Genomic DNA, 24,340 nt, shown 5'->3' with positions numbered 1-24,340 from the left:
ACCGCCGGCCGCCAAGCGCCGGGAGGGGCTGGGCGACTCGGCCGGGTCGCCCCCTCGCCGGTGGTCGAGCTCAACCGGGCCGTCGCCGTGGCCTCCTCGGCCTCGACAGTTCCTCGGCCGGCCGATCCGACCGGTGATCGGTTGAAGGCAGGTTCGAACTCATCCCCAGTCGCAGGAGTAGCCGTAGTGACTCGTGCCCACCGGGTGGCCTGCGGGGAGCGGCTCGCCGATGAGCGGCGGTATCTCAACCGCGTCCCAGTTGAGCATGCCGTCGGCGGTGAAATACTCGCCAAGGTTGATCGAGCCGGCGAACCGCCCGTCCGAATAGGTGAAGAGGCTAAGTTCTACGCCGAAGGGAGGTTCTTCCACCTCCGCCACCACCGGAGCCATGAGCCATGAACAGGCCCAGCGCACCTCGTCCGGATGAGTGGTGACAACGGACTCGGTATGGAGGAACGAGCCTGACCCCGCCTCCAGATTGAGCTCGTAGTACGAGAAGGGAGGCTCCTTCTCCAGTACGTCGATGCTGCCAGTGTCATCGGCCAAGGCGCCCAGAGTGGCGACTCCGGCGCGCGCGGCGGGATTGCCGGGGTCCGCATTCAGCACTCGCGCGTAGAGGGCGTGTGCTTCGTCCCGCCTGCGAGCGAGGGTGCGGTCGTCCTCGCCATGCGCGGTCGCATGGTCATCATCGATCTGCCAGTACGCGATCTGCTGAACGAGCCGCCCGGCGAGCATGACGGCGGCGAGCTGGTCGTCGGGGCGGGCGCGCAAGGCGGCGCGCAGCCACGACTCCTCCGGCCAAGTAGCGAGGAACTCCCCGTCCATGGCGTCTTCCCGAGAGTCGGTCCTGAGCATGCACAGCAGGCGGCCCAGCTCGCGAGCGGCGTCCGGATCCCCCGCAGTCGCCGCGGCCCGCAGCCTCGTGACCAACTCCTCAGTGATCGCCATGGCACGCCATGCTAGCTGGATCAGCAGAGCTCGATCATAGGTTCGAGAGAGTCATCCCCTGCCGGAACGCGGTCAACTGCCTGACAAGGAACGTGATCAGGCGTGGGCCCATAGTGAGCTGTAATGATCAGGCCGATTCTGGGCGCGGGTCTGAGCCATGCGGTAGGAGTTGGTACTGGTGGGTGCCGACCGTCATGCGCAGATCGTCAGTAGCGGCGATCTACGCATCACGGTCGGGCCGATCCCTACTGCGGAGTGGCTGCGGGAACCGGCCGTACGGCGAGCGACTGGCTCAGCGGGCGCTTCCCACCGGTGCTGAACGGCGATCCAGGAGCCTGCTTAAGCGTGCCGCCGGATCCGATCGCGAACGCGACCACCTGGCTCGTGTCCTGGATGTTGGCGAAGACGTCCCGGCCGTCCGGTGTGATCGCGACCGCCGAGGTGCCGGCAGTGGGGGCGGGCGAGTCGGCGGTCGGCGTGAGCGAGCCGTCCGCGTGGATCGTGAAGCCGAACAGACCGCCGGGGGGCGAGCCGGTGTCGAGGTTGGCGCTGACGTACAGGTGCTGCCCATCGGGCGTGACCTTGAGACCGACCGGGAACGGCACGGAGACCGGCAACCCGGGCACGGGTGTCAGTGAGCCATCCTTACCGACCCGGAACCCCCGCACGTTCTGCGCGACGTTCGAGGTCACGTACAACAGGCCGCCGTCCGGGCTCATCGTGATCCCGAAGTTGGCCTGCCCGGCCTTCGCCACGTCCTGCGGGGGTCCGAGCGAGCCGTCCGGCAGCACGACGTACCTGGTGATGGGCCGCGACGGGCTGTCTTCGGTCTCGTCCGCGTCCGCGTACGAGAGGTAGAGGAAGCGCCCATCAGGGGACAGCACCGTCTGCTTCGGGTGGTCCGAGGTGGTGCGGAAAGCGGCGAAGCGGCTGGGCGTGCCGTCGACGCCGATGTGGTACGCCGAAATGGTCCGGTCGGCGGTATCAGTGACGTACAGGGTGCGGCCGTTGGGCGCGATCGTCGCCCCCCACGGCTCCTTCCCGGTCTCGACGAGCAGCGGGTGCGGCTGGAGCGCGCCCCGCGCTCCCACTCGGAACACCGCCAGCGTGCTCGAGTCGCTGTTGACGACGTACGCGGTGGCCCCGTTCGGGGTGAGGGCTATGCCCCGCGGGGTGCAGCCGGGGCCTGTGACCTCCAGGGTGCAGCCGCCGGTGGACACGGGCGTGCGCAGGGGCGACAAGGTGCCTCCCGGGCCGATCGCCAGGGACGAGACGTCACCGGAGACCGCGTTGGTGACGTAGAGCACGCCGCCGGAGGGTGGTAACACCGGGTCCGCGGCGGCCGGGGACGGGGCCAGAGCTGGGACGCAGAGCAGTGCGGCGGCCAGGACGGCAGCACGCGCTCTCCTGAATACGGATGACACGAACGTCTCCTTGTCACTCCTTGAACCTGATTTGTCGACACCCTCATAGGCGTTCCACCCGGGTGCCGTACCGTTCCATGGGCTCGTTCCGCCGTCCCTACAGAGGTAGCGACCGACGGTTCGGCGGAACGTGGCGAGAAACGCGCTCGGTGACAACCGGCGCCGGCGGTCTTGCCTCTACCTGGCACAGCGCCTTGCCCGAACCCGGCCCGCTCGTGGTCGTGCAGTCGGTCGACGACGCGCCCCGTTTCCACGTGGACATCGAGACGGACGACGTCATGAGCGTGAGCTCATGACGTCCGCGTGATCAGGTATTGGAGCTCATGCCGCCGTCCCCGCATAGTGGGCGCATGACGCCTTCCTTGCAGGTCGCGGTCATCGGCGACTACGACAAGACGTACACCCCGCACGTGGCTACCGACGACGCGCTGCGCCACGCAGCCGACCACCTCGGGATCGAGATCGAGGTCCGCTGGCTGGCCACCGAGCCGCTCGAAGCGGACCTGTCCGCCGTCCGCGCCGCGGACGTGCTGTGGTGCGCTCCTGGGAGCCCGTACCGCAGCCTGCGCGGCGCACTGGCCGCGCTCCGGCACGCCCGCGAGCACGGCGTCCCCACCCTGGGGACGTGCGGCGGCTGCCAGCACATCATTCTCGAGTACGCCCGCCACGTGCTCGGGTTCGAGGACGCGCAGCACGCCGAGTACGACCCCTACGCCTCCAGCCTGTTCGTCTCCGAGTTGGCCTGCTCACTCGCCGGCCGGACCATGCCCGTCACGCTCACGCCCGGCTCCCTGGTGGCCGACGTGTACGGGCGCGAGGAGGCCAAGGAGCAGTACTACTGCAACTTCGGCCTCAATCCCGCTTACCAGAGCGCCCTGCACGTGGGCGGACTACGAGTGACGGGCGTGGACGACACCGGCGAGGCCCGGGTGCTGGAGATTCCCGGCCACCCGTACTATCTGGCCACACTGTTCGTGCCGCAGACGAGCTCGTGGCCCGGGCGCCCGCACCCGCTGGTCGTGGGGCTGCTGCGCGCGGCGCTATGACGTTCACGCAGCTCAGGATCCTCCAGGCGGTCGCGCGTACGGGCAACATGACCCGCGCGGCCGAGGAGCTGAACACCACGCAGTCCGCGGTCAGCCACGCCGTGCGCGGCCTGGAGAGGGAGCTTGGGCTGGCCCTCCTCATCAGGGGCGGCCAAGGGGTGAGCCTGACCGCGGCCGGGCGGGCCGTCTGCCGCCGCGCCGCGCTCATCCTCACCCAGCTCGAAGCCTTGGAGCAGGAGGCGGCCGCGGCGCGCGGGGACGGCCGCGGCAGCCTGCGCGTCGGCGCCATCCCCAGCGCCAACGCCCGCCTGCTGCCGCAGATCCTGCGGACGTTCGGCGAAGCGCATCCGCACGTGCGGCTCACCGTGATCGAGGGGTCGGACGGGGAGGTGCTCGACTGGCTGCAGACCGGGGCCGTCGACATCGGCACCCTGGCGGCCGGGGCCGTCCCCGCCGGCGTGCCCGATCTGGTCATGCGCCCGCTGGCCACCGACCAGATGCTGGCCACCCTGCCCAGCGGCCATGACCTGGCCGTACGCCATGGCGTGCCGGTCGCGGACCTGGCCCGGCAGCCGTTCATCATGTCGACGGGCGGATGCGAGCCGCTTATCACGGCGCTGGCGCGGGAAGCAGGTGCGAGCCTGCGCTGCCACTATCGAGTCCGCGACACCAACAGCATCCTCGCGATGGTCGCCGAAGGGCTCGGCGTGAGCATCCTGCCCGAGCTCTCTCTACCCGCTCACCATCCTGGCGTTCACACCATCCCTCTCGAACCGGCCTGCGTGCGCACTATCCTGCTGGCCTTCCCGGCTGACCCGCTCCCTGCGGCCATCGCGCTCCTCGACCATGCGCTCGAAACGGTCTGAAGCACGCCGGCGCTCTCTACCGCAAGCCCCCAGCGCTTCCACTCCTCAGCGACATCGTCTTCCAAAGGGTGCGTGCGGACATGCAAGCCCGTACGGCGAAAACCGTTTGCCTCGCTCGGCGGGCTCAGGGGAATGTGGTGTCCATGAGGCTCTGACGGACAGCACCCCACTAATCCGAGATGCCACGGCGCCGGCTCGCACCGTGATGCCGCCTGCCCATCCCCTGTTCAGCGAAGAGAGCGTCCTTGTCTCAGCAACACTCCCAGCTGCCGTCCAGCGTCACCGTGTTCGCCTCCCCCACCAGCTGGATCGAGTCCGATGCCGTCGCGCAATGCCACCAGGTGGCCGCCCTCGACGGCATGATGCACGTCGCCGGCATGCCGGACCTGCACCCCGGCAAGGGCGCCCCCATCGGCGCCGCCATGGCGTCGACCATCCTGTACCCGTTCCTGGTGGGCTCCGACATCGGTTGCGGCATCGCCGTGTTCCCCGTCAAGCTCAAGCGCGCCGTACCCGAGAAGCTCGCCGCCCGGTTCCCCGACCTCGATCGCGCGCTCGACCCTGAGCAGGATGCCGACGACCCGGCCTGGGCCGTGGTGAAGGGCGACATTCCCGCAGGTCATGTCGAAGGTCTCGGGACGGTCGGCCGAGGTAACCACTTCGTCGAGCTGGCGCGAATCGGGACCGTCTTCGAGCCGGACCACGCGAGCCGGCTCGGACTCGCCACCGATGACCTGGTTCTCATCGTCCACAGCGGTTCCCGGGGGCTGGGCGAACGGATCCTGCGCGCGCACACCGAGGTCCACGGCGCGGGCCGCGCCCCTGATCCCGATGCCTACCTGGCAATGCATGATGACGCCGTACGGTGGGGGTCGCTCAACCGGCGGCTGCTGGCCGCCCGGGTCGCCCACGCGCTGGGGACCGAGCCCACCGAACCGATCCTCGACCAGTGCCACAACCTGGTCGAGGTCCGCGACGGGATCTACCTGCACCGCAAGGGAGCGGCGCCGGGTGACGACCGCGACGTGCTCATCGCCGGTACGCGCGGCACCCCGTCCTACCTCGTTGCCGCCCACGCCGGGCCGGACGCCGGCCATTCCGTGGCGCACGGCGCCGGCCGCAAGATGTCCCGTGCCGACGCCCTGCGGCGCGGGCGGGCCAAGCACACGGTCGAAGAACTGCGCCGCACACCGATGGGATCGCTGGTGGTGTGCGGCGACCGCCAGTTGCTCTTCGAGGAGGCGCCGACGGCGTACAAGCGCATCGAGCAAGTGATCGCCGACCTCGTCGAGCATGACCTGGCCACGCCCGTGGCCACCACGATCCCTCTGGTCACCTACAAGACGCCCGACCTCGGGTCGGCGCCCCAGAGGGACCGCCGGGAGCAGCGCCGCAGGCGGGGGCGGTCGTGAGCGTGCACCTGGCCGTGAGCGTCCACCTGCTCCTGTCGGCCGGGCGCGGCCCGCAGGAGTGCGCCTGGGCGCTGGCCCGGCTGCTGCACCGCCTGGAAGCCGACGCCGCCCGGCAGAATCTGGAGATCCACCGGGCCCATACTGTTCCCGGTGACCGGCCCGGCACCTATCGATCGGTCCTCATCCGGATCGCGGGAGACGACGCCGAGGCGTTCGCCGCCTCATGGACCGGAACGCTGTGCTGGCAGGCGCCCAGCCCTTACCGGGTGAACACCGGCCGGAAGAACTGGTACGTCATCGCCCAAACGTGCCAGGTCGACACCCCGCGTACGACGTTCGCGGAAGCGGACGTCGACATCGTCGCCTGCCGCACCGGCGGCCCCGGCGGTCAGCATCGCAACAAGGCCAGCACGGCCGTACGAGCGACCCACCGGCCCACGGGGATCGTCGTCGTGGTCGACACCGAGCGGCAGTTCAGCCTCAATCGCCGGATCGCCATGCGGCTGCTGCGGGAACGCATAGAGCATGGCGACGAGGCGGCGGAGCGCGCCGTCACCGCCGCCCGGTGGCGTGTCCACGATGAGCTCGTACGCGGCGATCCCACCCGCGTCGAACGCCCGGAACCGTCGGAGCAGAACCTGATCCCGCGGGTGCGGACACGCCGGCGACGATGACAGTCCACCGCTCTGTGTCAGGTGGAGATCGACAACCTCGGATCGACCAGAAGCTCGTTGCGCGGATGGTGGACGTGGAAGTCCGGCATCGGCACCGCCGGTAGCTGGCCGAACGCCCCGGCCATGTACCGCACCAGTCCCCTGCACCTCTCCGGATCGAACACCTCCTCGTCGTTGTCCTCGACGGTCCCCCCGATGACGACGTGGTCGTTGCGTGGGAACAGGTACCCGTTCTGGCCGTACAGGTATTCGAGGTCGACCTGCGGCCGCAGCATCGCGAGCTGTCCCCTGAGTGAGAGCATCGCGGAGTCGTTCCACAGCTCTTTGGCGCCGAGCCCGGTGCAGTTGATGATCACCTTCTGCGTCAAGGACGTGAGCACGTCCGCGCTGTTGATGAATCTGCGATTCACGAACGTGACGCCGCGCGCCCTCAGGTCGCGTTCCAGCCTGGGTATGAAGATCGGCGGTTCGACGAGCAACGTCCGATACCGGTATCCGGAAGTGTTGTGCCCCTCGAACGGCAGACGCGCCAGGTATTCGCGCTGCGGCAACAGCCCTGGCACGAGGTCGTGCACCACGTCGATACCGGAGGTCGCGTTGACGCTGTAGTTGTCACACTCGGAGACGCCGAAGCCCTTGCCGATGCAGGCCCTGAACATCGTGTGGGCGGTTCTGATGATGTATTGGAGCTCCTGGACCTTCGTGAATTCCTTGGAATACTCCAGGATGGACAGCGCCCATTGGCCACCCGCCTTGTACGACGTGGTGTCGACCGGCTTGCGGTCGGAATAGATGGTGACGTTGAGGCCGAGGTCGAGCAGCAGCGTGGCGGCGGTCATCCCCATGACGCCGGCGCCGAGCACCGCGATCTCCCTTTCGACCGTCCCGGTCTCGGTCTGGCGCCGGAGCACCATGTCGCGCACCTTGGCGGCGCAGCCCCAGCTCAGCGTGATGCCTCCGCCGCCATGGCCATAGTTGTGGACGACGAACTTGTCCCCCAGCACCTCCTTGTCGAGCCGATAGGACCCCTTGCGGTAGGGCCGCAGACCCGCGACGCACGCGCCCGGTTGATGGGGATCGAAGGTGAAATCCGGGGTGGGCAGGTTAGGGACTGTGCTCACACCACGCTCATCCAGCAACATTTCCGACCTCCGATGAGTGCTGCCCTGTGCGGTACGCCTACCCGCGTGTTCGCTCCGCTACTCTGAGTAAGTATGCCAAGCGGCCGGACGATCCGCGCCTGCCCCCATCCCACTGAGCTGCCGTACGGCGGGCGTCTCCAGGAGCGTCATCGTGCCCTTCACCGTTGCCGACTACATCCTCAAGCGGCTCAGCGAGCAGCAGGTCGACACTCTGTTCGGCGTGCCCGCCACTTACTGTGCGCCGCTGTTCGACGCCGTGAGCGCGCACAACATCGAGCCGGTCGTGACCGCCACCGACCTCGAAGCGGGTTACGCGGCCGACGGCTACGCGCGTACGAAGGGCCTCGGCGCCGTCGCGGTGGCCAACGGCGTCGGCATGCTCAGCATGATCAACGCCATCGCCGGCGCGTACGTCGAGCGCAGTCCGGTCGTCGTCCTGAACGGCGGCCCGAACGCCGCCAACCTGGCCAACCTGAAGGACTTCGACGTCCTGTTCTCACACTCGACCGGCCGGCCGGACGGGGACCTCAACGCCTATCGGCTGGTCACCGCGAGCGCGGCCCGCGCCGAGCGGGCCACCGACGTGCCCGCGCTGGTCGACCACGCGATCTCGACGTCGATAAGGAGGCAGCGACCGGTCTACATCGAGATCGACCGGACCATCTGGACAGCGCCCTGTACGCCTCCCGACGGGACACTGTCCGTCACCAACCCGGCGGCGGGCACCGAGCAGCAACTCGCCACCACGATCGTCAGCCTCGTTCGCGCCGCCACGAAGCCGGTGCTCATGGTGGGCACCGAGATCCAGCGCTACGGGCTGGCCGACAAGGTGGCCGAGCTGATCGCCAAGCTCGGCGTCTTGTGGGTGACCCAGGTGCCGGCCAAGTCGGTGCTTTCCGAACAGGAGGACGGCTGGGCCGGGGTCTTCGCTCCGCCGAGCTCCCTGCCCGCCGCCGTCCAGGGGGCCGACCTGATCGTGATGCTCGGCTGCGTCTTTCCCAGCAGCTACGCCACGTTCGTCCGCGAGAGCGTCAACCGCATCGTCATCGCCTACGACGGCAAGGTGAAGATCAAGAACGGGAGCAAGCAGAACGCGGAGATCGCCGCTCTGGTGACCGCGCTCGTGGCCGAGGCGGCCAAGGAGGCGCCGGAGCTCCTGCCCGTGGCCGTTGACCCGGCCCCGCCCGTCGCCTCGGGCCCGCTTACCTACGGCCAGGTGTTCGACAGCATCGGCGCCGCTCTGGACACCTCGTGGCTCGTGATCCCCGACACCTTCCTCGGCGGCGCCTCAGCCGCGAACCTGCCGGTCAAGGGCCGCGACGGGTTCCTGTGCGGTGCTGTGTGGGCCTCCATCGGCCATTCCGTGGCCGCCGCGGTCGGCGCGTCCTTCGGGTCGAGCCGGCGCCCCCTGGTCATCTGCGGCGACGGCGGCTTCCACATGACCGCCCAGGCACTGTCCACGTTCGCGCGCTACGGCCGCAATCCCGTCGTCGTGGTCATCGACAACGGCATCTACGGCCTGGAGCAGTACCTCATCGACGTGCACTACTTCAGCGATCCCAGCGTGCCGCCGAAGCCCTACGTCCTGCTCAACCGATGGGACTTCGTCAAGCTGGCCAACGGCCTCGGTGTCCGGTCCACCTACTCCGTCGACACCGCGGCGGAGCTCGACCAGGCGCTCGCCGCCGTGAAGACGTCCAGCGCCCCGGCGCTGATCGTCGCGAAGGTCAGCCCGCGCGGCCTGCCGGCGCAGTTGCCCTGACCCGCGGGGATCGTCATGTCAAAGGAGAGGGCGGGATACGCTGCCCGCGGTGCCTCGTACCAGGTGACCGGAGGAGTTGATGCTGGGATGACGGCAGGGCGACCGATGCCCACACAGGACGACGTGCTCGGATACTTCGACACGCTGTCGAACTGGGGACGGTGGGGCGACGACGACGAGCTCGGCACCCTGAACCACATCACCGACGATGTCCGGCTGGCGGCGGCGCGGGCCGTGCGCCACGGCAGGAGTGTGTCGTGCGCGTGGGAGGTTGCCGTACCGGAAGACATGGAGCGGTCGACGACGACGTGCCCGTGCGCCGCCGACATGCCGGGTGCCGAGAACATGCCGGTGCCCGCATTCCACAACGACCGGCGCTGGGGCTTTTCGAACGAGCGGCTCGGCATCATGTTCCACGGCAACACCATCACCCACGTCGACTCGCCGTGCCACATCTTCTGGGACGGCACGATGTACAACGGACGGTCGCATTCGTTGGTCGACGCCGAAACAGGATCGGCGTGGGCCGCCGTCACGGCGGCGGCGAACGGGATCATCACGCGTGGCGTCCTGCTGGACATCGCGAAGGTCCGCGATGTGCCGTGGTTGGAACCGGGGCAGGGTGTCTATCCCGACGATCTCGAGGAGGCCGAACGTCGCCAGGGTGTGCGGGTGCGACCCGGCGATGCCGTACTCCTGCGGACCGGCTATGGCCGCGTCCGGCACGAGGCCGGTGCGGTCGGCGGTTTCACGCAGGCCGGCTGGCACGCGTCCTGCCTGCCTTGGCTGCATGAACGGGGAGTGGCGCTGATCGGCGCTGACACCCCCCAGGACGTTCAGCCGTCGGGGTACGAAGACGTGTTGATGCCGGTTCATGCCGTGAGCCTCGTCGCTATGGGTCTGTGGCTGCTCGACAACTGCGACCTGGAGGCGTGCGCGACGACCGCCGCCGAGCTCGGGCAGTGGGACTTCCACCTCGCGGTCGCGCCGGTCCGCTTCGCCGGTACGTCCGGCAGCCCAGTCAACCCGATCGCCACATTCTGACCCCAGTTCACGAGGGGGTACGACGCAGGCCCTCGCCCACCCGAAGGCAACGGTGATATTTCGGTAACCGAGACTATTCGCAGCGTATGCACGCGTTTATCGTTCGGAGCCTGGCGAAAGCGAACAACCAGCAAATGGGGGCTCCATGTCAGCGGGTTTACGACTGGCTGTGGTGACCATTCTCGCCGTCACATGGATCGGCGGAGGAGGCGCGAACGGAGCCGAGGCGGGGGTGAAAGCCGACGGCCTCCAGGAGGACATCGGGACGGCCGTCTACGCGGTCCATCGATTCTGGTCAGATCACTGGTCGGATTACTTCCCCGGCAGATATTCGCCGCCCCGCGTCCTGGGCTCCTACGACGGGCGCAGCCCGTACCGGCCCGCGTGCTCGGGATACAAGGTGCTGCCCTACAACGCCTCCTACTGCACGTCCCAGCATTTCATCGCCTGGGACATCAACCTGATGAGGATGAGCTACACCTACGGCGACGGGCTCGTCTACCAGGTCATCTCGCATGAATGGAGCCACTCCATCCAGAATCGTATGCCGCCCAGATATCTGGTGCCGCAGATCGAACTGCAGGCGGACTGCATGGGAGGGGCGGCACTCGCGGGGGCGTCGAGGGACGGCACACTCACGTGGGAGCAGGGCGACAACCGAGAGATCGCGGCGACGCTGCGGGGGCTGTCGGGTGACACGCCCTGGACGAATCCGCGCGATCACGGCAGCGCCACCCAACGGATCAACGCGTTCAACACCGGCGTCCGGTACGGCGTCAGGGCGTGCCTGGCCTAGCTTGTCCCCGGAACGACGCTTGCCCGAGGAACGACGCTCGCCTGCAGATCGACCTGGTGTTCGCCTCCGACGAGCACGCAGTAGTGCAGCACTCTGGTGACTACTTTGGTGACCATGTCCGCGCGACCCCTGTCCAGCCAGACGCGTCCGGCCTGCGCCATCGCCCGCAGGGCGGGGTCGTCGGACGAGGCGACATGGTTGATGAGCCCGGCCGCCAGCACGTAGTAGCGCTGGTCGGTGTTGAGCGCGTCGCGCACCCCCGGGCTGGCGAACACGCGCAATGCGTTGCGGCAGGCGTCGAGCTGCGGAACCGAGCCCGGCTTGATCGGCTGGTCGGCCGCCTCCATGACCGCTTGCTGCCAGGTCATGCGCGCCGCGGGGATGGCTCCGACGGCCAGCCGCCAGTTCACCACGGCGCCGTAGACGCCGGCCGCCAGGGCGAGCGTGATCACGATCGTCGCGCTCGCCACGACCGGGCGGTTGACGGTCCGGGACGGTTCGGGTGCAGGCGAGCGCTTCCAGGTCCTGATGAGGCTGCCGCACCCGGCGAGCAGAAGACCGGGGTAGATCGCGTACGTGTACGTGAGCGTGGCGTAGTTGCCGATCGCCACCTGGAGCGGCGCGCCCTGCGCGAAGCAGGCGCCCGCCCGCTCCCACCCGCATTCGGCCACGGCGACGTGGCCGAGGATCACCAGGGCCATCGGAACGGCCGCCGTCAGGAGCATGACCCCCGCATGAGCCACGGCCCACGTTCCCCGGCCGCGGCCTCCGACCAGGATCCCGGCCGTCAGCGCGGCCAGCGCCAGCAGGCCCACGGCCACGCCCATGGTCACGTAGACGGCCTCGAGGAACTGACCCGTTTCCTTCTGCCTGCTGCCCGCGGTGAGCATGGGTTGCAGCGCGAAACCGCCGACCGCCATGAGGCAGCAGGCCACGGCGAACGGCAGGGATGCCCGTACGAGATGGGCGGTCAGGCGCTGGAGCGGGACGGGCGCGGAGTCGTCGAGATGAAGCCGCAGGCCGCGCCCCGGTGCCGGCCGCGCTCGCGTCCCGGCCGCCACAAGGTAGGCGCAGGCCAGCGCGATGGTGAGCACCAGTGGGGTGTATCTGACCATCGTCACCAGGGTCACCACCAGCAGGTCCCACGTGACACCGACCTGTACGACGGCGGCGATGCCGTAGAACCAGAAACCCAGCCACGGGCCGATCACCACCGCCGACACCGCCACGGCCGCCAGGGTGATCGTCCGGGGGTGGGTGGTGCCGGCCAGCCAGGCCGAGGAGCAGGCCTTGGCCCAGGAGAGGAAGGCCCGGATGATCAGCAGAAGCACGAGACAGTAGGTGAGTCCGACCAGCGGGTTCACGGAGACGAGGGTCCAGATCCACACCTCCGCGCGGATCATCGCCGCGTACTGGCCGGCGACGACGCCCACCGTGAAGCTGGCCGAGGCCCACCACAGACTCATCCGCGAACCATGTCCCGCGAGCCGCCCGATGCTCGCCCTCCAGACGGCCACGACAACGACGCCCGAGATGAGCAGCCCGAACATGAGCCCGGGCATGAAGTAGCGGGCGTCGATCACGCCCTCGGTGTCGAGCCGCGAATAGGAGTGGTAGACGGGTGCGAAACCCAGGCCCGCCAGCGACCCCGCACTGAACATCTCCCACTGGTCCAGGCGCAGGAGCCTGCCCGGCTCGTTCAGTACGTCCAGGCGATACCGCCGGGCGGGATGGCTGCTGAAGAAGCGCAGCGGCCCCGGGTAGTGCCGGTTCGACGAGGCGGTCTCGATCGCCGCGGCCATCGTCTCCTGCCGTTCGGCGGTGTCGCCCGCCCTGACGTCCGCGTGGTGCTCGCGAGCGCGCAGCACCGCGGTCCTGGCCAGCCACAGCACCACAGTCATCGCCGCCAGCCTGGCGCACTGGAGAGGCAGGCCGCTGGGAACCCAGATCGCCGTGGCGACCAGCGCGGGCACGCAGGCCGTCAGCAGGAACGACCACCAGATCGCCACCGTGAAGTGCGCGATGCCGACGTCGCGGTTGCGAATGTGCGCCAGTTCGTGCCGCAGGACCGCCTCGGTAACAGTGGGCGTCGTCGCGTGTTCGAGGACCAGCCCCATGCTCAGCACCACCATGTGGCGTCGCGGCAGGCCGAGCGCGCGCCCGGTGACCTCTCCCCTGCCCGGATCCACCAGCAATCGGACGTTCTTGCCGGGAGCCTCCTGCTCGGCGATGGAGGTGAACGTACGTACCAGGTCCGCGTGGGCTTCTCCGTCACTCACCTCCGCGAGGGTCATGAGCCCGCGGCGGAACGCCCACAGCGGGTGAAGCGCGTACAGCAGCAGGGCGAACAGCGCGGGCACGACGAGCGACCCGATCGGCAGGAGTGCCTCGGCCGCCGTCACTCCCGCGGCGCACTCGCCGTACCTGTCCACGAGCAGGGTCGGTTCGACCGAGCCCGCGCCGGAACGCAGCGATGACAGGCACTCCGCGTGCCGGACGTGCTCGGGCAGATAGGCGACGCGCAGCCGGAGCTCGAACAGGAACAGGGCGAGGTAGAGGGAGCAGGCGATCGTCGCGGTGATCAGGATGAGGAACCGGGACGTCGTCGACGACGGCAGCGTGAACGGATTCAGCCTGCGGCCTGACACCATCTCGCCCGGCGTGGTCACCTCTCGCCCGACAGGTGCCCGAAGGTCGCCTGTCGCAGGAGGAGGGCGGTCGCCTTGTCCACGCCCAGCGCGAGTGCGATCTCCTCGACCGCCCGCGCGGTCTCCTTCACCTGAGCGGGGTCGAGAACGGGGACGACGGCCTCAGAGTCGGCGATCGGTGCCGGGCGTGAAGGGAAGAGCTTGTTCCACACGCTCTTGGAGACCTGTTTCGAGGTACGTTCGACGGCCTGCGTGAGCGTGTTGGTCGCCGCGCCGGTCAGGACGGTCAGGACGATGGGCGTCAGGAGCGTCACCGCGTCCGCGAGCGAGAACCCGAGAAGGTCGTCACCGCCGCCGCGGAAGGCTCGCCGAGGGTTGCTCCGGGTGGCCCGGGCGATCGCCGGAAAGTATTCCGCCTCTTTGGGGGCGACCTCGGCGACAATGGCGCGAGCGATGTCGTCAAAGCGACGAACGGCCCCGTTCTCCGATTCCAGCGCCATATCCGTCCTTACCGAATGAATGGCTAGAGTCACCGCATGTTAACTTCCGTTCCGGAAGGAACACCAGAAAGAAAAATTCCGGCCGGCGTGATACGTGGTGCGCGTCAAGTCCAAAAGTAGTTCCGATTCGAGCGGAAATGGTACGCCGCGTCCGGATTTCGTGGCCTTTATGCACTCGGGCAGTCGAACGCGCCCTTGGGCCCCCAGGTGGTCCTGAGGTCGTTGGTGTCGCGCTGCCCGCACTCCATGACGATCGATGGTCCCGTAGGCGTCGCGCGGAGCATCAGGAACCGCTTCTGGAGAGGCGCGGGAACCGCGGTCGCCCACGGATCCTTGACGAACCGGATGATCCCCGTCGCGCCCCGAAGCCCGGACTCTCCTCCGACGCGGTAGCGGAAATGGCTGGCCACCGATCCCCTCCCGCAGCCGGCCGGCCCGTTCTCCCGGCACACGGTGTTGATTCCCGACACCATGGTGACGAGGCCGTCATAGGCGATCGGTCCTCGCCAGTTGTCGTACCAGGGATCATTCGTGGTCTTGTACAGGTCCAGGTAACGGTGAGCGTAGTCATCCCCGGCGCTGTTGGGCGGGCTGCTCGGCAGCGCGTGCGCGGAGTAGAAGAGCGTCACGCCGGCGAAGTCGGTGGGAAATCGCTCTTTGAGAACGGCCGTGGTCGAGATGTCGCCACCGCTGACCACAGTGAACGACGCGGGGCAGGCGGCGCTGTCCTTGGCCGCGACAAGAAAGTCCCGCAGACGCTCCCCCCTGCCGGACCAGAAGACCACGGTACGGTCGTCGGCACCCTGAGTCAGTTGCGCGCACGCCTTTTCCAGCAACTCCGAGTCGCTGGTCACGAAGGTGCCCGCGGGATGGACGGACGTCGCCGATCCCGGCGGCGGAAACCAGATGACGTGCGCCTTGTCTACGGGGAACGCGGCCACGAGGTCCTCCCCGAGCCGGAGGCTGTAGTTGTCAGTGGGGTCGCCGATGACCAGTGCTTTGTCAGCGGGGACACAGCGGCCGGATTCACCTGCCCGGATGATGTTGGCCTGTCGAGCGAACGCCGCGAACATGCGCGCCTGGTACGGGTTGTCGAAGGAGATCTGATGGTAGAGCGGATGGGCCTGCATATCCTCGGAGGTGGCGCCCATGCCGAGAATGGGCAGCCCGCCGTCGCCGAGGGTCTTCAGGGCCTCCAGTGTCTGCTGTCTGCTCTCGCCGAGCCCGATGACACCGAGGACGGTCTCGGTTGACTGCCGCACCACCTGCTGAGCGATCTGAGGCGCTTGGGCATAGTCTTTGCCGGCCTCCCGGATGTCGACGATGACGAAGACGTTGCCCGAGAGCTGATCCTTCGTTCGCGGATTGCCCTCGGCGAGTTCGTTCATCTTCCGTTGCGCCAGTCGGATGCCGTGCAGTTCGGGGATCACGCCGTTGTAGGCGACTCCGGCGTCGAAGGCGCCCGCGACACCGGAGCCCAGGTAGACGATCCTTTTGATGGTGTATCTCATGTCGGGGTTCTTACTGGCCAGGCCCCTGACCCGGGTGTTCTCGTCGTCGATCGCCTGCTTGTCGGCGTTGTAGAGACGGGTCGCCTCCTGAGAGGAGAGCAGGCCGATCGGCGTGGTCGCCGTCGCCGCATGACCAGCGGTCTCGCCGAGACAGGTCTCATCCCTGGACCAGGGCCAGAATTGGAAAAGCCGCGCGGCGCCGAAATAGCCAACGACGGTGGGGATCACGATCTGCAGGACAGCGACGACGACGACCAGGGCGGAGCTGCTCAGCCTCACCGGAATCTTGTACGCGCCGGCGAGCTGCTCCGCGGTGGCACCCGCCGCCATGTCCCTCGTCGTCACCTGAAGCTCGGTGTCTCCGTGCAGGATGAGACGGAGCGTGGCCTCGGCGAGATTCGGCGCGCCCGCGGCCTGACCGGATCGGGCGAAGATCACGGTGATGTGTCGCGCTTTGGTGTCCTCTATCGCCTGCCGTACGAGATCAGCGAGCTCGTCGCCGTTCTTGATGAACAGCATGAATCCGCTCCGCCGGCGTCGCCGCCAAGGAGACAGCCGCGGGGTGAACGCCGCGTCCAGATCGCACAGGAGCGCGCGGAGAAGCACGCCTTCCTTCTTCCGCTCGTCGCTGCCACGCATGATGGTCGCGGCCTGCTCGAAAAAATCCTCGTGGCTTCCCCCGGCGAATTTCGCGAACCAGTTGCGGCGCATGCGACGTCTCCATGTCCCGCCGAACCGCAACTGTTCGAACCAGCCCGCGAACACTATGGCGAAGCCGACCATCCGGATCCACCAAAGAACCGGATCAGGCGCGCCCGGAAGTTGGACGAACCGGCACAGGAAAGGGTGGAGCTTTCTGAAGGCACAATCCTGCGGATCCATTCCGGCGAAGGCATCCGACTCGAGTGCCCTGAAGACGTTGTATTGGGGGAAGCGAAGCGTGCCCCACCCCCTCGGAGCCGTCAGCCCTGTCGCGATCTGCCGCGCCACACGAGCCCGCTCATCCACCACCGCGTACGGCACCAGCGGTGTCTTGCCTAGTCGCAGCCGGTTTGTCAGGGCATCGATGAGCACCGTGGGCGCCAAACCCGCGGCTCCCTCATGAATTCCTATGAGCAGGCGGCTCCGCCACTTCCTGCGGCGAAGCACCTTTGTGAAGACGGCTTTGGCGAAGTCGTCGAAGATCCGCTCCCGGCTGCTCATGTAGAGAAGTATTTTCCGGCAAGCGTCTGTGACGGGTAGGAGAGGTCAAGCTGCAACACAGATGTGACGGGCACGGGCATTTCAAGATCGGCCCCTACTGGTGGAACAGGTTGCCCTGGCCCTGCCCTAGTCATGCAGGGGTGAAAATTTCACTGACCGTCCGAGTCAGTGCGGATATATGGCCACATGAGGCGTTTGCCGACTATTGGGGGCGCCTTTTTCCGGGGATTGAGATTGACAGCTCACGACCAGCTTCCAGAAACTCATTGGGAGCGCTCCCAATGCCCTTCTAGCGGGTCACGATCGCGGCCGTCCCTCCACCGGGCCGGCTGCCGACATGCCATGAACCCGCTTCCCGACCTCTTTCTGAAAGGGATGCGCTATGGAGCTTCTGGCCAAGAATCAGGGGCTGGTCCTGGCCCTGTACCGGTTCGTGGTGGGTCTGCTGTTCGCCTGCCACGGCGCCGCGACCCTCTTCAACGTGCTGGGCGGGCCGCACGGCCCGGCGCCCGGCTTCGGGCAGTGGCCCGGGTGGTGGGCCGCGGTCATCGAACTGGCCGGCGGGATCTTCGTCCTGCTCGGGCTGGGCACCCGTACCGCCGCCATCGTCTGCTCCGGCACCATGGCGTACGCCTACTTCGTGGTCCACCAGCCCCAGGCGCTGTTCCCGATCCAGAACGGCGGCGAACCGGCCGCCCTCTTCTGCTGGTCGTTTCTGATCATCGCCGTCTTCGGCCCCGGACGCTGGGCACTGGCCACGCTGCTGCCCTCGCGAACTCTGGAGTACGACAGAGGCAGATGACGGCCCGCCGATCCCCGAGCCGACGCCTTCGCAGGGCACGCCCCGCCGGTGACCTGGCGGGGCGTGCCGTGCGATGCCCTTGAGCCGGCGGACGTCGGCGCGGACATCGGCGCGGACCTCGGCAAGGCATGCCGGAGCGCCAGGGTCAGGCATGCCGGGGCGCCGAGTGCCGGGGTCAGGCCGGTGAGGTCAGCAGCGGCCGCGACGCTTGGGGCTGTAGACCGGGCGGTTCTGGGAGACGACCCACGCCTCGGTCATGTAGGTGAAGGTCGTGCCCCTCTTGCAGCCCGCGTAGAGCGTGCGGGGGCCGGGGCCGCGCCAGGTGATGTACTTGATGGTCTGCCAGCCCCACGCGCGCTTGCGCACCAGGTTGGTGCCGAAGAGCACGCCGCGGCAGCCCGGCGCATAGACGGTGGCCGCGATCTTGCCGGGACGTACCTCGGGACGGTACATGTGCAGGCACCCTGCGGCGACCTCCTTGCCGTGGGCGGCCTGGACGGCGGTGCTCTGGGACGCCTGGGCGACAGTCGAGCCCAGGGGAACAGATGAGGTGGCCGCCTGGGTCGGCGGCGCGGCGATGATCGCGCCGGCCACCAGGACGGCACCGAGCGCGGCGTATCTTGCGGCATGCATGGCGGGAGTCCTCTCGGTGTTTCCACCATTTGGGGAATTGCAGGATGCTGGCCCGAATTCGGCCAGGCACAGCCAGCTCACCTGGGCGGACAGGTGTCCAACAAGCGGCGCAACACTCTTGGACACAATTGACTGATCTCGTACAACGGGCGTAAGACGCTAAAGGTGCAGCCGACTACTCCGCTCTCCGACTCCACGAAGGTGATCTTCAAATGGCCGATGCGGTGACCTCGCCTCCGCCGGACCCGGCATCAGCAAGCACCGCCCGAGAATTCGTCGAGGCGCTCGATCGGCTCAGGCTCTGGGCGGGACGGCCCTCACTGCGCCGACTGCGCCACCTGGCCGGCCGCTCGACCACCCCAGACGGCCATGAGGTGGACGCCCTGCCGCCGAGCACCGTGTCCTACACACTCAATGGGCGGGGTTTGCCCAGCCTGCCGCGGCTGGCCTTCGTCGAGGCCTACATAACGGCATGCCTCACCGCCTGCGACATGCCGTCCGAGCAGATCGAGGCGCAGGTCGCGCGCTGGCAGGACGCCTGGCGGCGGGTCGCCGCCCCGGGCGACCTCGACCCCGCCACCCCAGGCGACCTCGACCCCGCTGCTCCGGGGGACCTCGAGCCCGCCGCCCAGGACGCCGAGGGAGAGGCATCCCAGACCGACGCACCGGACCCGGCCGCCGCCCGGCCGGGTCGCGCCCGCGTCATGCTGGTCGGCCTGGCCGGGCTCGTGGCAGGGGCACTGATCGCCACGGTGGTGACCCTGTTAGTACGGCCCGCCGCCAGTCAGGCCATCCCCCAGATTCACGGCGAAGATCCCAACCGATGCGATTCGCCCTCCGTCTGCTTCTACGATCACGGGCAGACCGGCCGGTTCCACGACGTCACCGACGACTACCAGCCGCTCAACGACAGCCGCGACACGCTGGCCATGGTCAACCCGCGCAAGGACGACGTGGTGTGGCTGCGCTGGGAGGACGGCCACACCGAGTGCACCGTGCCCTTCGCGACCTACCGCCTGGCCCCGAAAGTGGCCGATATCCGCATCAGCCGCGACGACCACTGCCCCCAGCCCACCGGCGAGCGCCGCGCCGTCATCGACCCGGCCGCGGTCGTTCCAGCGCCCCTTCCTCCCTGCTACGCCACTACTCCGGCTCAATCCCGGGAAGGTGTCTCCGCACCCCCAGCATGATCGTCGCCGCGCCGGCTCTGCTTCAACTGCCGAAGAAGGGACATAGATGGCGGTACTACGGGAGATCGTGTTCCATTGTGAGCGGCCGTCTGCGATGGCCCGGTTCTGGGCACAAGCACTAGACGGATACGAGATACGGCCATACGACGACGCCGAGATCGAGCGGCTCGCCCGCCTGGGCCGAACACCCGAGACCGACCCCAGCGTGGCCGTCGACGGCCCTGGGCCGATCTTGTTCTTCAGCGAAGTCCCTGAGACCGGCAACCCCGGCAACCACCTCCATCTCGATCTCATCGCCGCTGATCGATCGGCTGAAGTCGAACGGCTGGTCTCGCAAGGCGCGTCAGTGGTTCGCGAGTTCGACTCCTGGACGATCATGCGAGACCCAGAGGGCAACGAATTCTGCGTCGCTGATCCCCGCTGAGATCACACCTGCCTTTGTCAGTGTCCGCGTCAGGACGGCATCGACGCCGCCACACAACCCCACAAAGGCCAGCCCAACCCCACCATGACCGAAATGGCCAGCAAAATCACCGAAGCCCTCAACGCCGCCTAATGGACGCCGACCCGATGCACGACATCCGCAACGCCACACGGGTCAACAGCGTCATCACCCGAGGCCGGCTCATCGACCGCGGCGAGTACGGTGTCGGGCGGTGCTGCAGAATCCAGGCATGGATCTTGCTGCCCTGGCCGCCGTCATCGGCCCGCCGCCCCCTGCCGCCTTTCCCGTCGACTGGCCCGGCGTCGAACAGTGGCTCGGCCTCCGGCTTCCCGACGACTACAAAGAGTTCACCGAGAGGTACGGACCTGTGCTGGTCGGTGAGTGGATCTGGGTCGTGATGCCCCATCGCTCCGGGCGCCGCGGGTATTTCCGGCAACTCGACCAGCGGCAAGGGCTGCAACGCAGCATCCGCGCCGGTGATCCGCCGTCTCACCCGTACGCCTTCCATCCCGAACCAGGCGGGCTCCTGGTGTGGGGTGAGTCGCGCGGAAGCGAGTACTACTTCTGGGACACCTCGGTCTCCGCCGACCCGAACGACTGGCCGACCAGGATCTTCACCCAGCATTCGCCGGATCCGGCGTGGCAACTGGTGGACGCACCCATGACGGAGGTGCTCGCCGCGCGGGTGCGCGGCAGCCTCGGTCTGGGAGAGGCCCTGGTCGCGGTGTCGCCTCCGTACGCCTGGGAATTCGCTCCGCTCGTGCTGAAGGATGTGCCGGAGCGGGCCTCCTTCCCGGGAGTGCCGCTCGCACTCGAGGTCGCCGGGCAGGCGGCGACGGTCAAGGCGACCACAGGGGTGCCCGAGGATTATGCCGCGCTGGTCGGCCAGTACGGCGTCGGGAGGCTGGCCGGCGTGCTGCGGCTGCTCGCTCCGGGGGCGCCGAAGGGCTTCGACCTGGATGCGGAGGAGGCCGTGGTGAGCGAGCGGCTGCGTTCACGGCGAGCGGCGGGCGAGCGGGTGGTCCCGTCACCGATCGCGCCTGAGCCCGGCGGCTTGCGGTTGTGGGGGATGTTCGACGGTGGTGAGACATGCTGGTGGCTTCCGGTCAGCGGCGAGCCGGCCGAGTGGCCGGTGGTGCTGGTCGATGCCGATGGTCTGGGGTGGCAGCGGTTGCCGTACAGCGCCACAGGGTTCCTCGATCGGTGGCTCGACGGGCGGCTGGACCTGTCCGTGCTGTCGCTGTCGGCGGTGCCACGTCCGCGCGTGCTGTTCCCGCCGGACGTCGACCCCGCCGCGGCTGTAGAGGAGGGGCCGCGAGACACGCTGGCGCAGTTGGCGACGATCATCGGGGAGCCACGGACCAGCGGCTATACCTACGACTGGCCGGCGATCGAGCGGGCGCTCGGGTTGCGGCTTCCGGCCGACTACAAGCGGTTGTTCGAGGTGTACGGGGCGATCGGGATCAACGGCATCACGATCGGACATCCGGAGGAACTCCAGCAGCAGCACGAAGAGCGGGTCGAATACCTCGACTGGGAAGAAGACACGGCGATGACCGTGCATCCCGCCCTTGGAGGACTGCTGTGGTGCGCGAACACTGAAGGCCGCGACACCATCTGGTGGGACACCAGCGATCCGGACCCCAACCGGTGGACGATGGTCTGGGACGTCGAATTCAACCGGCACACCTTCCCCGGCACCCTGACCGAGCTGGTGATCGCCGACCTGACAAGCAGACTGGCCTCGCCACTCACCGCACTGAATCCCTCAAGCGACGGGCCCATGATGTGGGACTGAGGGGCGAGGACCTTCCACTACGACGGCTGATCGGCCGACATACCAGCCACTTGGCCCACGGGTCGTTCCGCCCCGGTTTCCACGGTGGATGACGGTCGCCGTTCCAACGGTGGTCGCCGGTGCAGAAGAAGTGCGGTCAGGCCGCCCGCGACCAAGCCCCAGAACGCCGCGCCGATGCCCAGGATCGTCATCCCCGACGCGGTGACCACGAAAGTGACCACCGCGGCCTCCCGCCCCTCCGGTTCGGTCACCGCGCCCGCCAGCGACGAGCCGAGCGCCGGCAGCAACGCGAGGCCGGCCACCGCGATGACCAGCACGGGTGGGGACAGCAGCACCAGGGCCATGGCCAGGCCGGCGCCGAGGCCGAGCGTCAGCTGCCCGGCGCCGAGGGCCACTGTCGCGATCCACCGGCGGCCGGGGTCAGGGTGGGTGTCCGGGCCGGCGGTCAGCGCCGCGGTGATCGCGGCCAGGTTGATGGCGTGACCGCCGAACGGTGCCGCCGCCGCGCTCGCCAGGCCGGTCGCGACGAGGACCGGGCGCAGGGGCGGCTTGTAGCCGTATGTCGCCATGACCGCCATACCGGGGACGTTCTGCGCGGCCATGGTGACGAGAAACAGCGGGAGGGCGATGCTCACCACTACGGAGAGGTTCAGCGTCGGGGTGGTCAGCTCGATCACGGGTCGCAGCGACGCGCCGGACAGGCCGTTGCCGGGCCCGTGCACCGCGATGGCGATGACCGCCACGACGAGCGCGCCCGGAACGGCCCACTGCCGCAGGTACCGCAGTAACACCGCCCAGGTCAGGACGACGGGCACGGCCAGCAGCGGGACGTCGACGACGGCGCGGACCGGTGCGGTGCACAGGCTGAGGATGACGCCCGCCAGCATGGCACCGGCGATCGGACGCGGGATGGCGGCGATCGCCCGGGCCAGCCAGGGCGACAGGCCGGCCAGGACGATGAGCCCGGCGCAGACGATGAACGCGCCGACCGCGGCCGGGAAGCCGCCGGGCACGGGACCGGTCGCCACCAGCAGCGCCGCGCCGGGGGTGGACCAGGCGATGCTGATCGGCATGCGGTACCGCAGCCCGAGGACGACCGCCACCGCGCCGATGCCGCAGCACAGGGCGAGCAGCCCGGACGCGGCCTGCCCCGGCGTCGCCCCGACGGCACGCAGTCCGGCGAGCACGACGGTGAACGAACTGGCGTAGCCGACCACCGCACTGACCAGCCCCGCCATGACGGCCTGCACCCGCACGCCCACTCCCCCTTAACCGTTCCGTTTACGGAACGAACCCTAACCATGCAGGCACCCTGGTACAAGTCCGGCAGACGAGTGCAAAGATTGCCGGGTGGACGGCCGTGACACGGAAATCGGGAGCCGGTTGCGGCGATTGCGGGAGGCCCGCGGCATCTCCCTGTCGGCGCTGGCCCGCAACGCCGGCATCGGCAAGGCCACCCTGTCCGGCCTGGAACTGGGCACCCGCAACCCGACACTGGAGACGCTCTACGCGGTGGCGGGAGCCTTGGGCGTACCGTTGACGGCCCTGGTTCTGGAGCCCGGCGCACCGCCCGCGGAGGCCGTCCACGTGCCCGGCGCCGCCGTAACGGCCACGCTGCTTGAGGTCTTCGAAGAGCCGACCGCGACGTTCGAGTTGCTGCGCATGCGCGTCCGCCCCGGCGTCGTACAGCACTCGCCGGCACACGCCCCCGGCGTGACCGAGCACGTAACGGTCTACGCGGGCGTGCTGCGCGCCGGCCCGGCCGACGTCCCTCTGCTGGCCGCCCCGGGTGAGCACGTCTCCTGGCAGGCCGACGTCCCACACATCTATTGCGCTGTCGGCCCAGACGAGGTGCTGGCCACCCTATTGATCCGCTCCCCCCGACACACCTGAGCCCATCAGCCTTCGTCGTGTCAGCGGCCGCGTCAGGACGGCATCGGCCCGGTATCAGAACGATCGGGGATGGTAGAGCCCATGAACGGTTCAGCGTCTGTCCGTTCGGTCGAACCTCGTAAGAGTTTGAAGGAGCACACCACCATGTCGATCACCCTTACCGACCAGGACAAGCTCACCCTGCGCACCGCCGGCTGGGGCGCCGTCTCGCTGATGTCCGCCGCCGGCGCCGCCGGCTCGGCCCACAAGGCCGCCACCGAAGGCTCCATCGCCCTGACCTCCGCGACCGGCCTGGTCGGACACGTGCTGGCCAAGGCGCCCAAGGGCGTGAAGTACGGCAAGACCGTCGCCGCACTCGCCGACCAAGTACTCCCGGCCCTGACGGCATCCATGAGCCTGCTCAAGCAGGATCCGGCCGAGGCCGACAACTTCCGCCGCACCGTCATCGTCGCCATCGAAGCCGCCACCCGACCCCACAAGGGCCAGCCCAGCCCCACCATGACCGAAATGGCGCGCAAGATCACCGAAGCCCTCGACGCCGCCTAATGGATGCCAACCCGCGACGTCACGGGGTCCCCTCCGGACCCCGTGACACGTTGGCTT

Annotated in this window: 22 protein-coding genes; 14 read left to right on the top strand and 8 right to left on the bottom strand. The window is 68.5% G+C overall.

The window, feature by feature from the left end; translation table 11 throughout:
* Nucleotides 1–159: 159 nt before the first annotated feature.
* Nucleotides 160–948, bottom strand: a complete 789-nt coding sequence (locus ACQP2T_RS06890) for a hypothetical protein (RefSeq protein WP_433515358.1) — start codon at nt 946–948, stop codon at nt 160–162.
* Between the two features lie 245 nt (nt 949–1,193).
* The gene (locus ACQP2T_RS06885) at nt 1,194–2,372 is read right to left on the bottom strand and encodes a lactonase family protein (RefSeq protein WP_433515357.1); all 1,179 of its coding nucleotides are present in this window, start codon (nt 2,370–2,372) and stop codon (nt 1,194–1,196) included.
* Nucleotides 2,373–2,521: 149 nt separating this feature from the next.
* Here ACQP2T_RS06885 and ACQP2T_RS06880 point away from each other — a divergent pair, with 149 nt between their 5' ends.
* From ACQP2T_RS06880 to prfH, 5 genes are all read left to right on the top strand, one after another.
* On the top strand, nt 2,522–2,668 hold the full coding sequence (locus tag ACQP2T_RS06880) for a hypothetical protein (protein WP_433515356.1): 147 nt from the start codon (nt 2,522–2,524) through the stop codon (nt 2,666–2,668).
* Nucleotides 2,669–2,722: 54 nt separating this feature from the next.
* Nucleotides 2,723–3,418, top strand: a complete 696-nt coding sequence (locus ACQP2T_RS06875) for a CTP synthase C-terminal region-related (seleno)protein (RefSeq protein ID WP_433515355.1) — start codon at nt 2,723–2,725, stop codon at nt 3,416–3,418.
* Complete coding sequence (locus tag ACQP2T_RS06870) at nt 3,415–4,284, top strand: LysR family transcriptional regulator (protein ID WP_433515354.1); 870 nt, start codon at nt 3,415–3,417, stop codon at nt 4,282–4,284. The genes ACQP2T_RS06875 and ACQP2T_RS06870 overlap by 4 nt, the downstream gene beginning before the upstream one ends.
* A gap of 245 nt (nt 4,285–4,529) precedes the next feature.
* Complete coding sequence (locus ACQP2T_RS06865; RefSeq protein WP_433515353.1) at nt 4,530–5,696, top strand: RNA ligase RtcB family protein; 1,167 nt, start codon at nt 4,530–4,532, stop codon at nt 5,694–5,696.
* Nucleotides 5,693–6,370, top strand: a complete 678-nt coding sequence (prfH, locus tag ACQP2T_RS06860; protein WP_433515352.1) for a peptide chain release factor H — start codon at nt 5,693–5,695, stop codon at nt 6,368–6,370. Before ACQP2T_RS06865 ends, prfH begins: the two co-directional genes overlap by 4 nt.
* 17 nt (nt 6,371–6,387) lie before the next feature.
* Here the strand turns inward: prfH and ACQP2T_RS06855 are convergent, their stop codons facing one another.
* The gene (locus ACQP2T_RS06855) at nt 6,388–7,491 is read right to left on the bottom strand and encodes an FAD-dependent oxidoreductase (protein ID WP_433515351.1); all 1,104 of its coding nucleotides are present in this window, start codon (nt 7,489–7,491) and stop codon (nt 6,388–6,390) included.
* A 172-nt stretch (nt 7,492–7,663) separates the two neighbouring features.
* On the opposite strand from ACQP2T_RS06855, the gene ACQP2T_RS06850 reads away from it, so the two are divergent.
* The 3 genes from ACQP2T_RS06850 (at nt 7,664) to ACQP2T_RS06840 (ending at nt 11,114) form a co-directional block, all read left to right on the top strand.
* On the top strand, nt 7,664–9,274 hold the full coding sequence (locus ACQP2T_RS06850) for a thiamine pyrophosphate-binding protein (protein WP_433515350.1): 1,611 nt from the start codon (nt 7,664–7,666) through the stop codon (nt 9,272–9,274).
* Between the two features lie 87 nt (nt 9,275–9,361).
* The gene (locus ACQP2T_RS06845; protein ID WP_433515349.1) at nt 9,362–10,318 is read left to right on the top strand and encodes a cyclase family protein; all 957 of its coding nucleotides are present in this window, start codon (nt 9,362–9,364) and stop codon (nt 10,316–10,318) included.
* 172 nt (nt 10,319–10,490) lie between these two features.
* Entirely contained in the window at nt 10,491–11,114 is a 624-nt protein-coding gene (locus ACQP2T_RS06840; RefSeq protein ID WP_433515348.1) for a neutral zinc metallopeptidase, read from the top strand.
* On the opposite strand, the gene ACQP2T_RS06835 is transcribed toward ACQP2T_RS06840, so the two are convergent.
* From ACQP2T_RS06835 to ACQP2T_RS06825, 3 genes are all read right to left on the bottom strand, one after another.
* On the bottom strand, nt 11,111–13,783 hold the full coding sequence (locus tag ACQP2T_RS06835; RefSeq protein WP_433515347.1) for a M48 family metalloprotease: 2,673 nt from the start codon (nt 13,781–13,783) through the stop codon (nt 11,111–11,113). The genes ACQP2T_RS06840 and ACQP2T_RS06835 overlap by 4 nt on opposite strands.
* The gene (locus ACQP2T_RS06830) at nt 13,780–14,262 is read right to left on the bottom strand and encodes a hypothetical protein (RefSeq protein ID WP_433515346.1); all 483 of its coding nucleotides are present in this window, start codon (nt 14,260–14,262) and stop codon (nt 13,780–13,782) included. The genes ACQP2T_RS06835 and ACQP2T_RS06830 overlap by 4 nt, the downstream gene beginning before the upstream one ends.
* A 167-nt stretch (nt 14,263–14,429) precedes the next feature.
* The gene (locus ACQP2T_RS06825) at nt 14,430–16,976 is read right to left on the bottom strand and encodes a hypothetical protein (RefSeq protein WP_433515345.1); all 2,547 of its coding nucleotides are present in this window, start codon (nt 16,974–16,976) and stop codon (nt 14,430–14,432) included.
* Nucleotides 16,977–17,358: 382 nt separating this feature from the next.
* On the opposite strand from ACQP2T_RS06825, the gene ACQP2T_RS06820 reads away from it, so the two are divergent.
* Nucleotides 17,359–17,778 (top strand): DoxX family protein, encoded by a 420-nt coding sequence (locus ACQP2T_RS06820; protein ID WP_433515344.1) that lies wholly within the window; start codon nt 17,359–17,361, stop codon nt 17,776–17,778.
* A 189-nt stretch (nt 17,779–17,967) separates the two neighbouring features.
* Here ACQP2T_RS06820 and ACQP2T_RS06815 read toward each other — a convergent pair whose 3' ends face one another.
* Nucleotides 17,968–18,411, bottom strand: coding sequence for a hypothetical protein (locus tag ACQP2T_RS06815; protein ID WP_433515343.1), 444 nt, complete (start codon nt 18,409–18,411; stop codon nt 17,968–17,970).
* A gap of 212 nt (nt 18,412–18,623) precedes the next feature.
* Between ACQP2T_RS06815 and ACQP2T_RS06810 the strand changes: the two genes are divergently transcribed.
* From ACQP2T_RS06810 to ACQP2T_RS06800, 3 genes are all read left to right on the top strand, one after another.
* Nucleotides 18,624–19,601: a hypothetical protein gene (locus ACQP2T_RS06810; RefSeq protein ID WP_433515342.1), complete on the top strand. Its 978-nt coding sequence runs from the start codon at nt 18,624–18,626 to the stop codon at nt 19,599–19,601.
* Nucleotides 19,602–19,647: 46 nt separating this feature from the next.
* Complete coding sequence (locus tag ACQP2T_RS06805; RefSeq protein ID WP_433515341.1) at nt 19,648–20,025, top strand: VOC family protein; 378 nt, start codon at nt 19,648–19,650, stop codon at nt 20,023–20,025.
* Nucleotides 20,026–20,275: 250 nt separating this feature from the next.
* Nucleotides 20,276–21,844: a hypothetical protein gene (locus tag ACQP2T_RS06800; protein ID WP_433515340.1), complete on the top strand. Its 1,569-nt coding sequence runs from the start codon at nt 20,276–20,278 to the stop codon at nt 21,842–21,844.
* Between the two features lie 17 nt (nt 21,845–21,861).
* Here ACQP2T_RS06800 and ACQP2T_RS06795 read toward each other — a convergent pair whose 3' ends face one another.
* Nucleotides 21,862–23,100: a benzoate/H(+) symporter BenE family transporter gene (locus ACQP2T_RS06795; protein ID WP_433515339.1), complete on the bottom strand. Its 1,239-nt coding sequence runs from the start codon at nt 23,098–23,100 to the stop codon at nt 21,862–21,864.
* Between the two features lie 94 nt (nt 23,101–23,194).
* On the opposite strand from ACQP2T_RS06795, the gene ACQP2T_RS06790 reads away from it, so the two are divergent.
* Together ACQP2T_RS06790 and ACQP2T_RS06785 are read left to right on the top strand one after the other, a co-directional pair.
* Entirely contained in the window at nt 23,195–23,737 is a 543-nt protein-coding gene (locus ACQP2T_RS06790; RefSeq protein WP_433515338.1) for a helix-turn-helix domain-containing protein, read from the top strand.
* Between the two features lie 144 nt (nt 23,738–23,881).
* Nucleotides 23,882–24,283, top strand: coding sequence for a hypothetical protein (locus ACQP2T_RS06785; protein WP_433515337.1), 402 nt, complete (start codon nt 23,882–23,884; stop codon nt 24,281–24,283).
* Nucleotides 24,284–24,340 lie beyond the last annotated feature (57 nt).

Source organism: Nonomuraea sp. CA-143628 (genome assembly GCF_050942315.1).
Taxonomy (GTDB): Bacteria; Actinomycetota; Actinomycetes; order Streptosporangiales; family Streptosporangiaceae; genus Nonomuraea.
The sequence above is the reverse complement of the archived record's forward strand: the minus strand, read 5'-3'. Positions and strand labels throughout refer to the sequence as shown.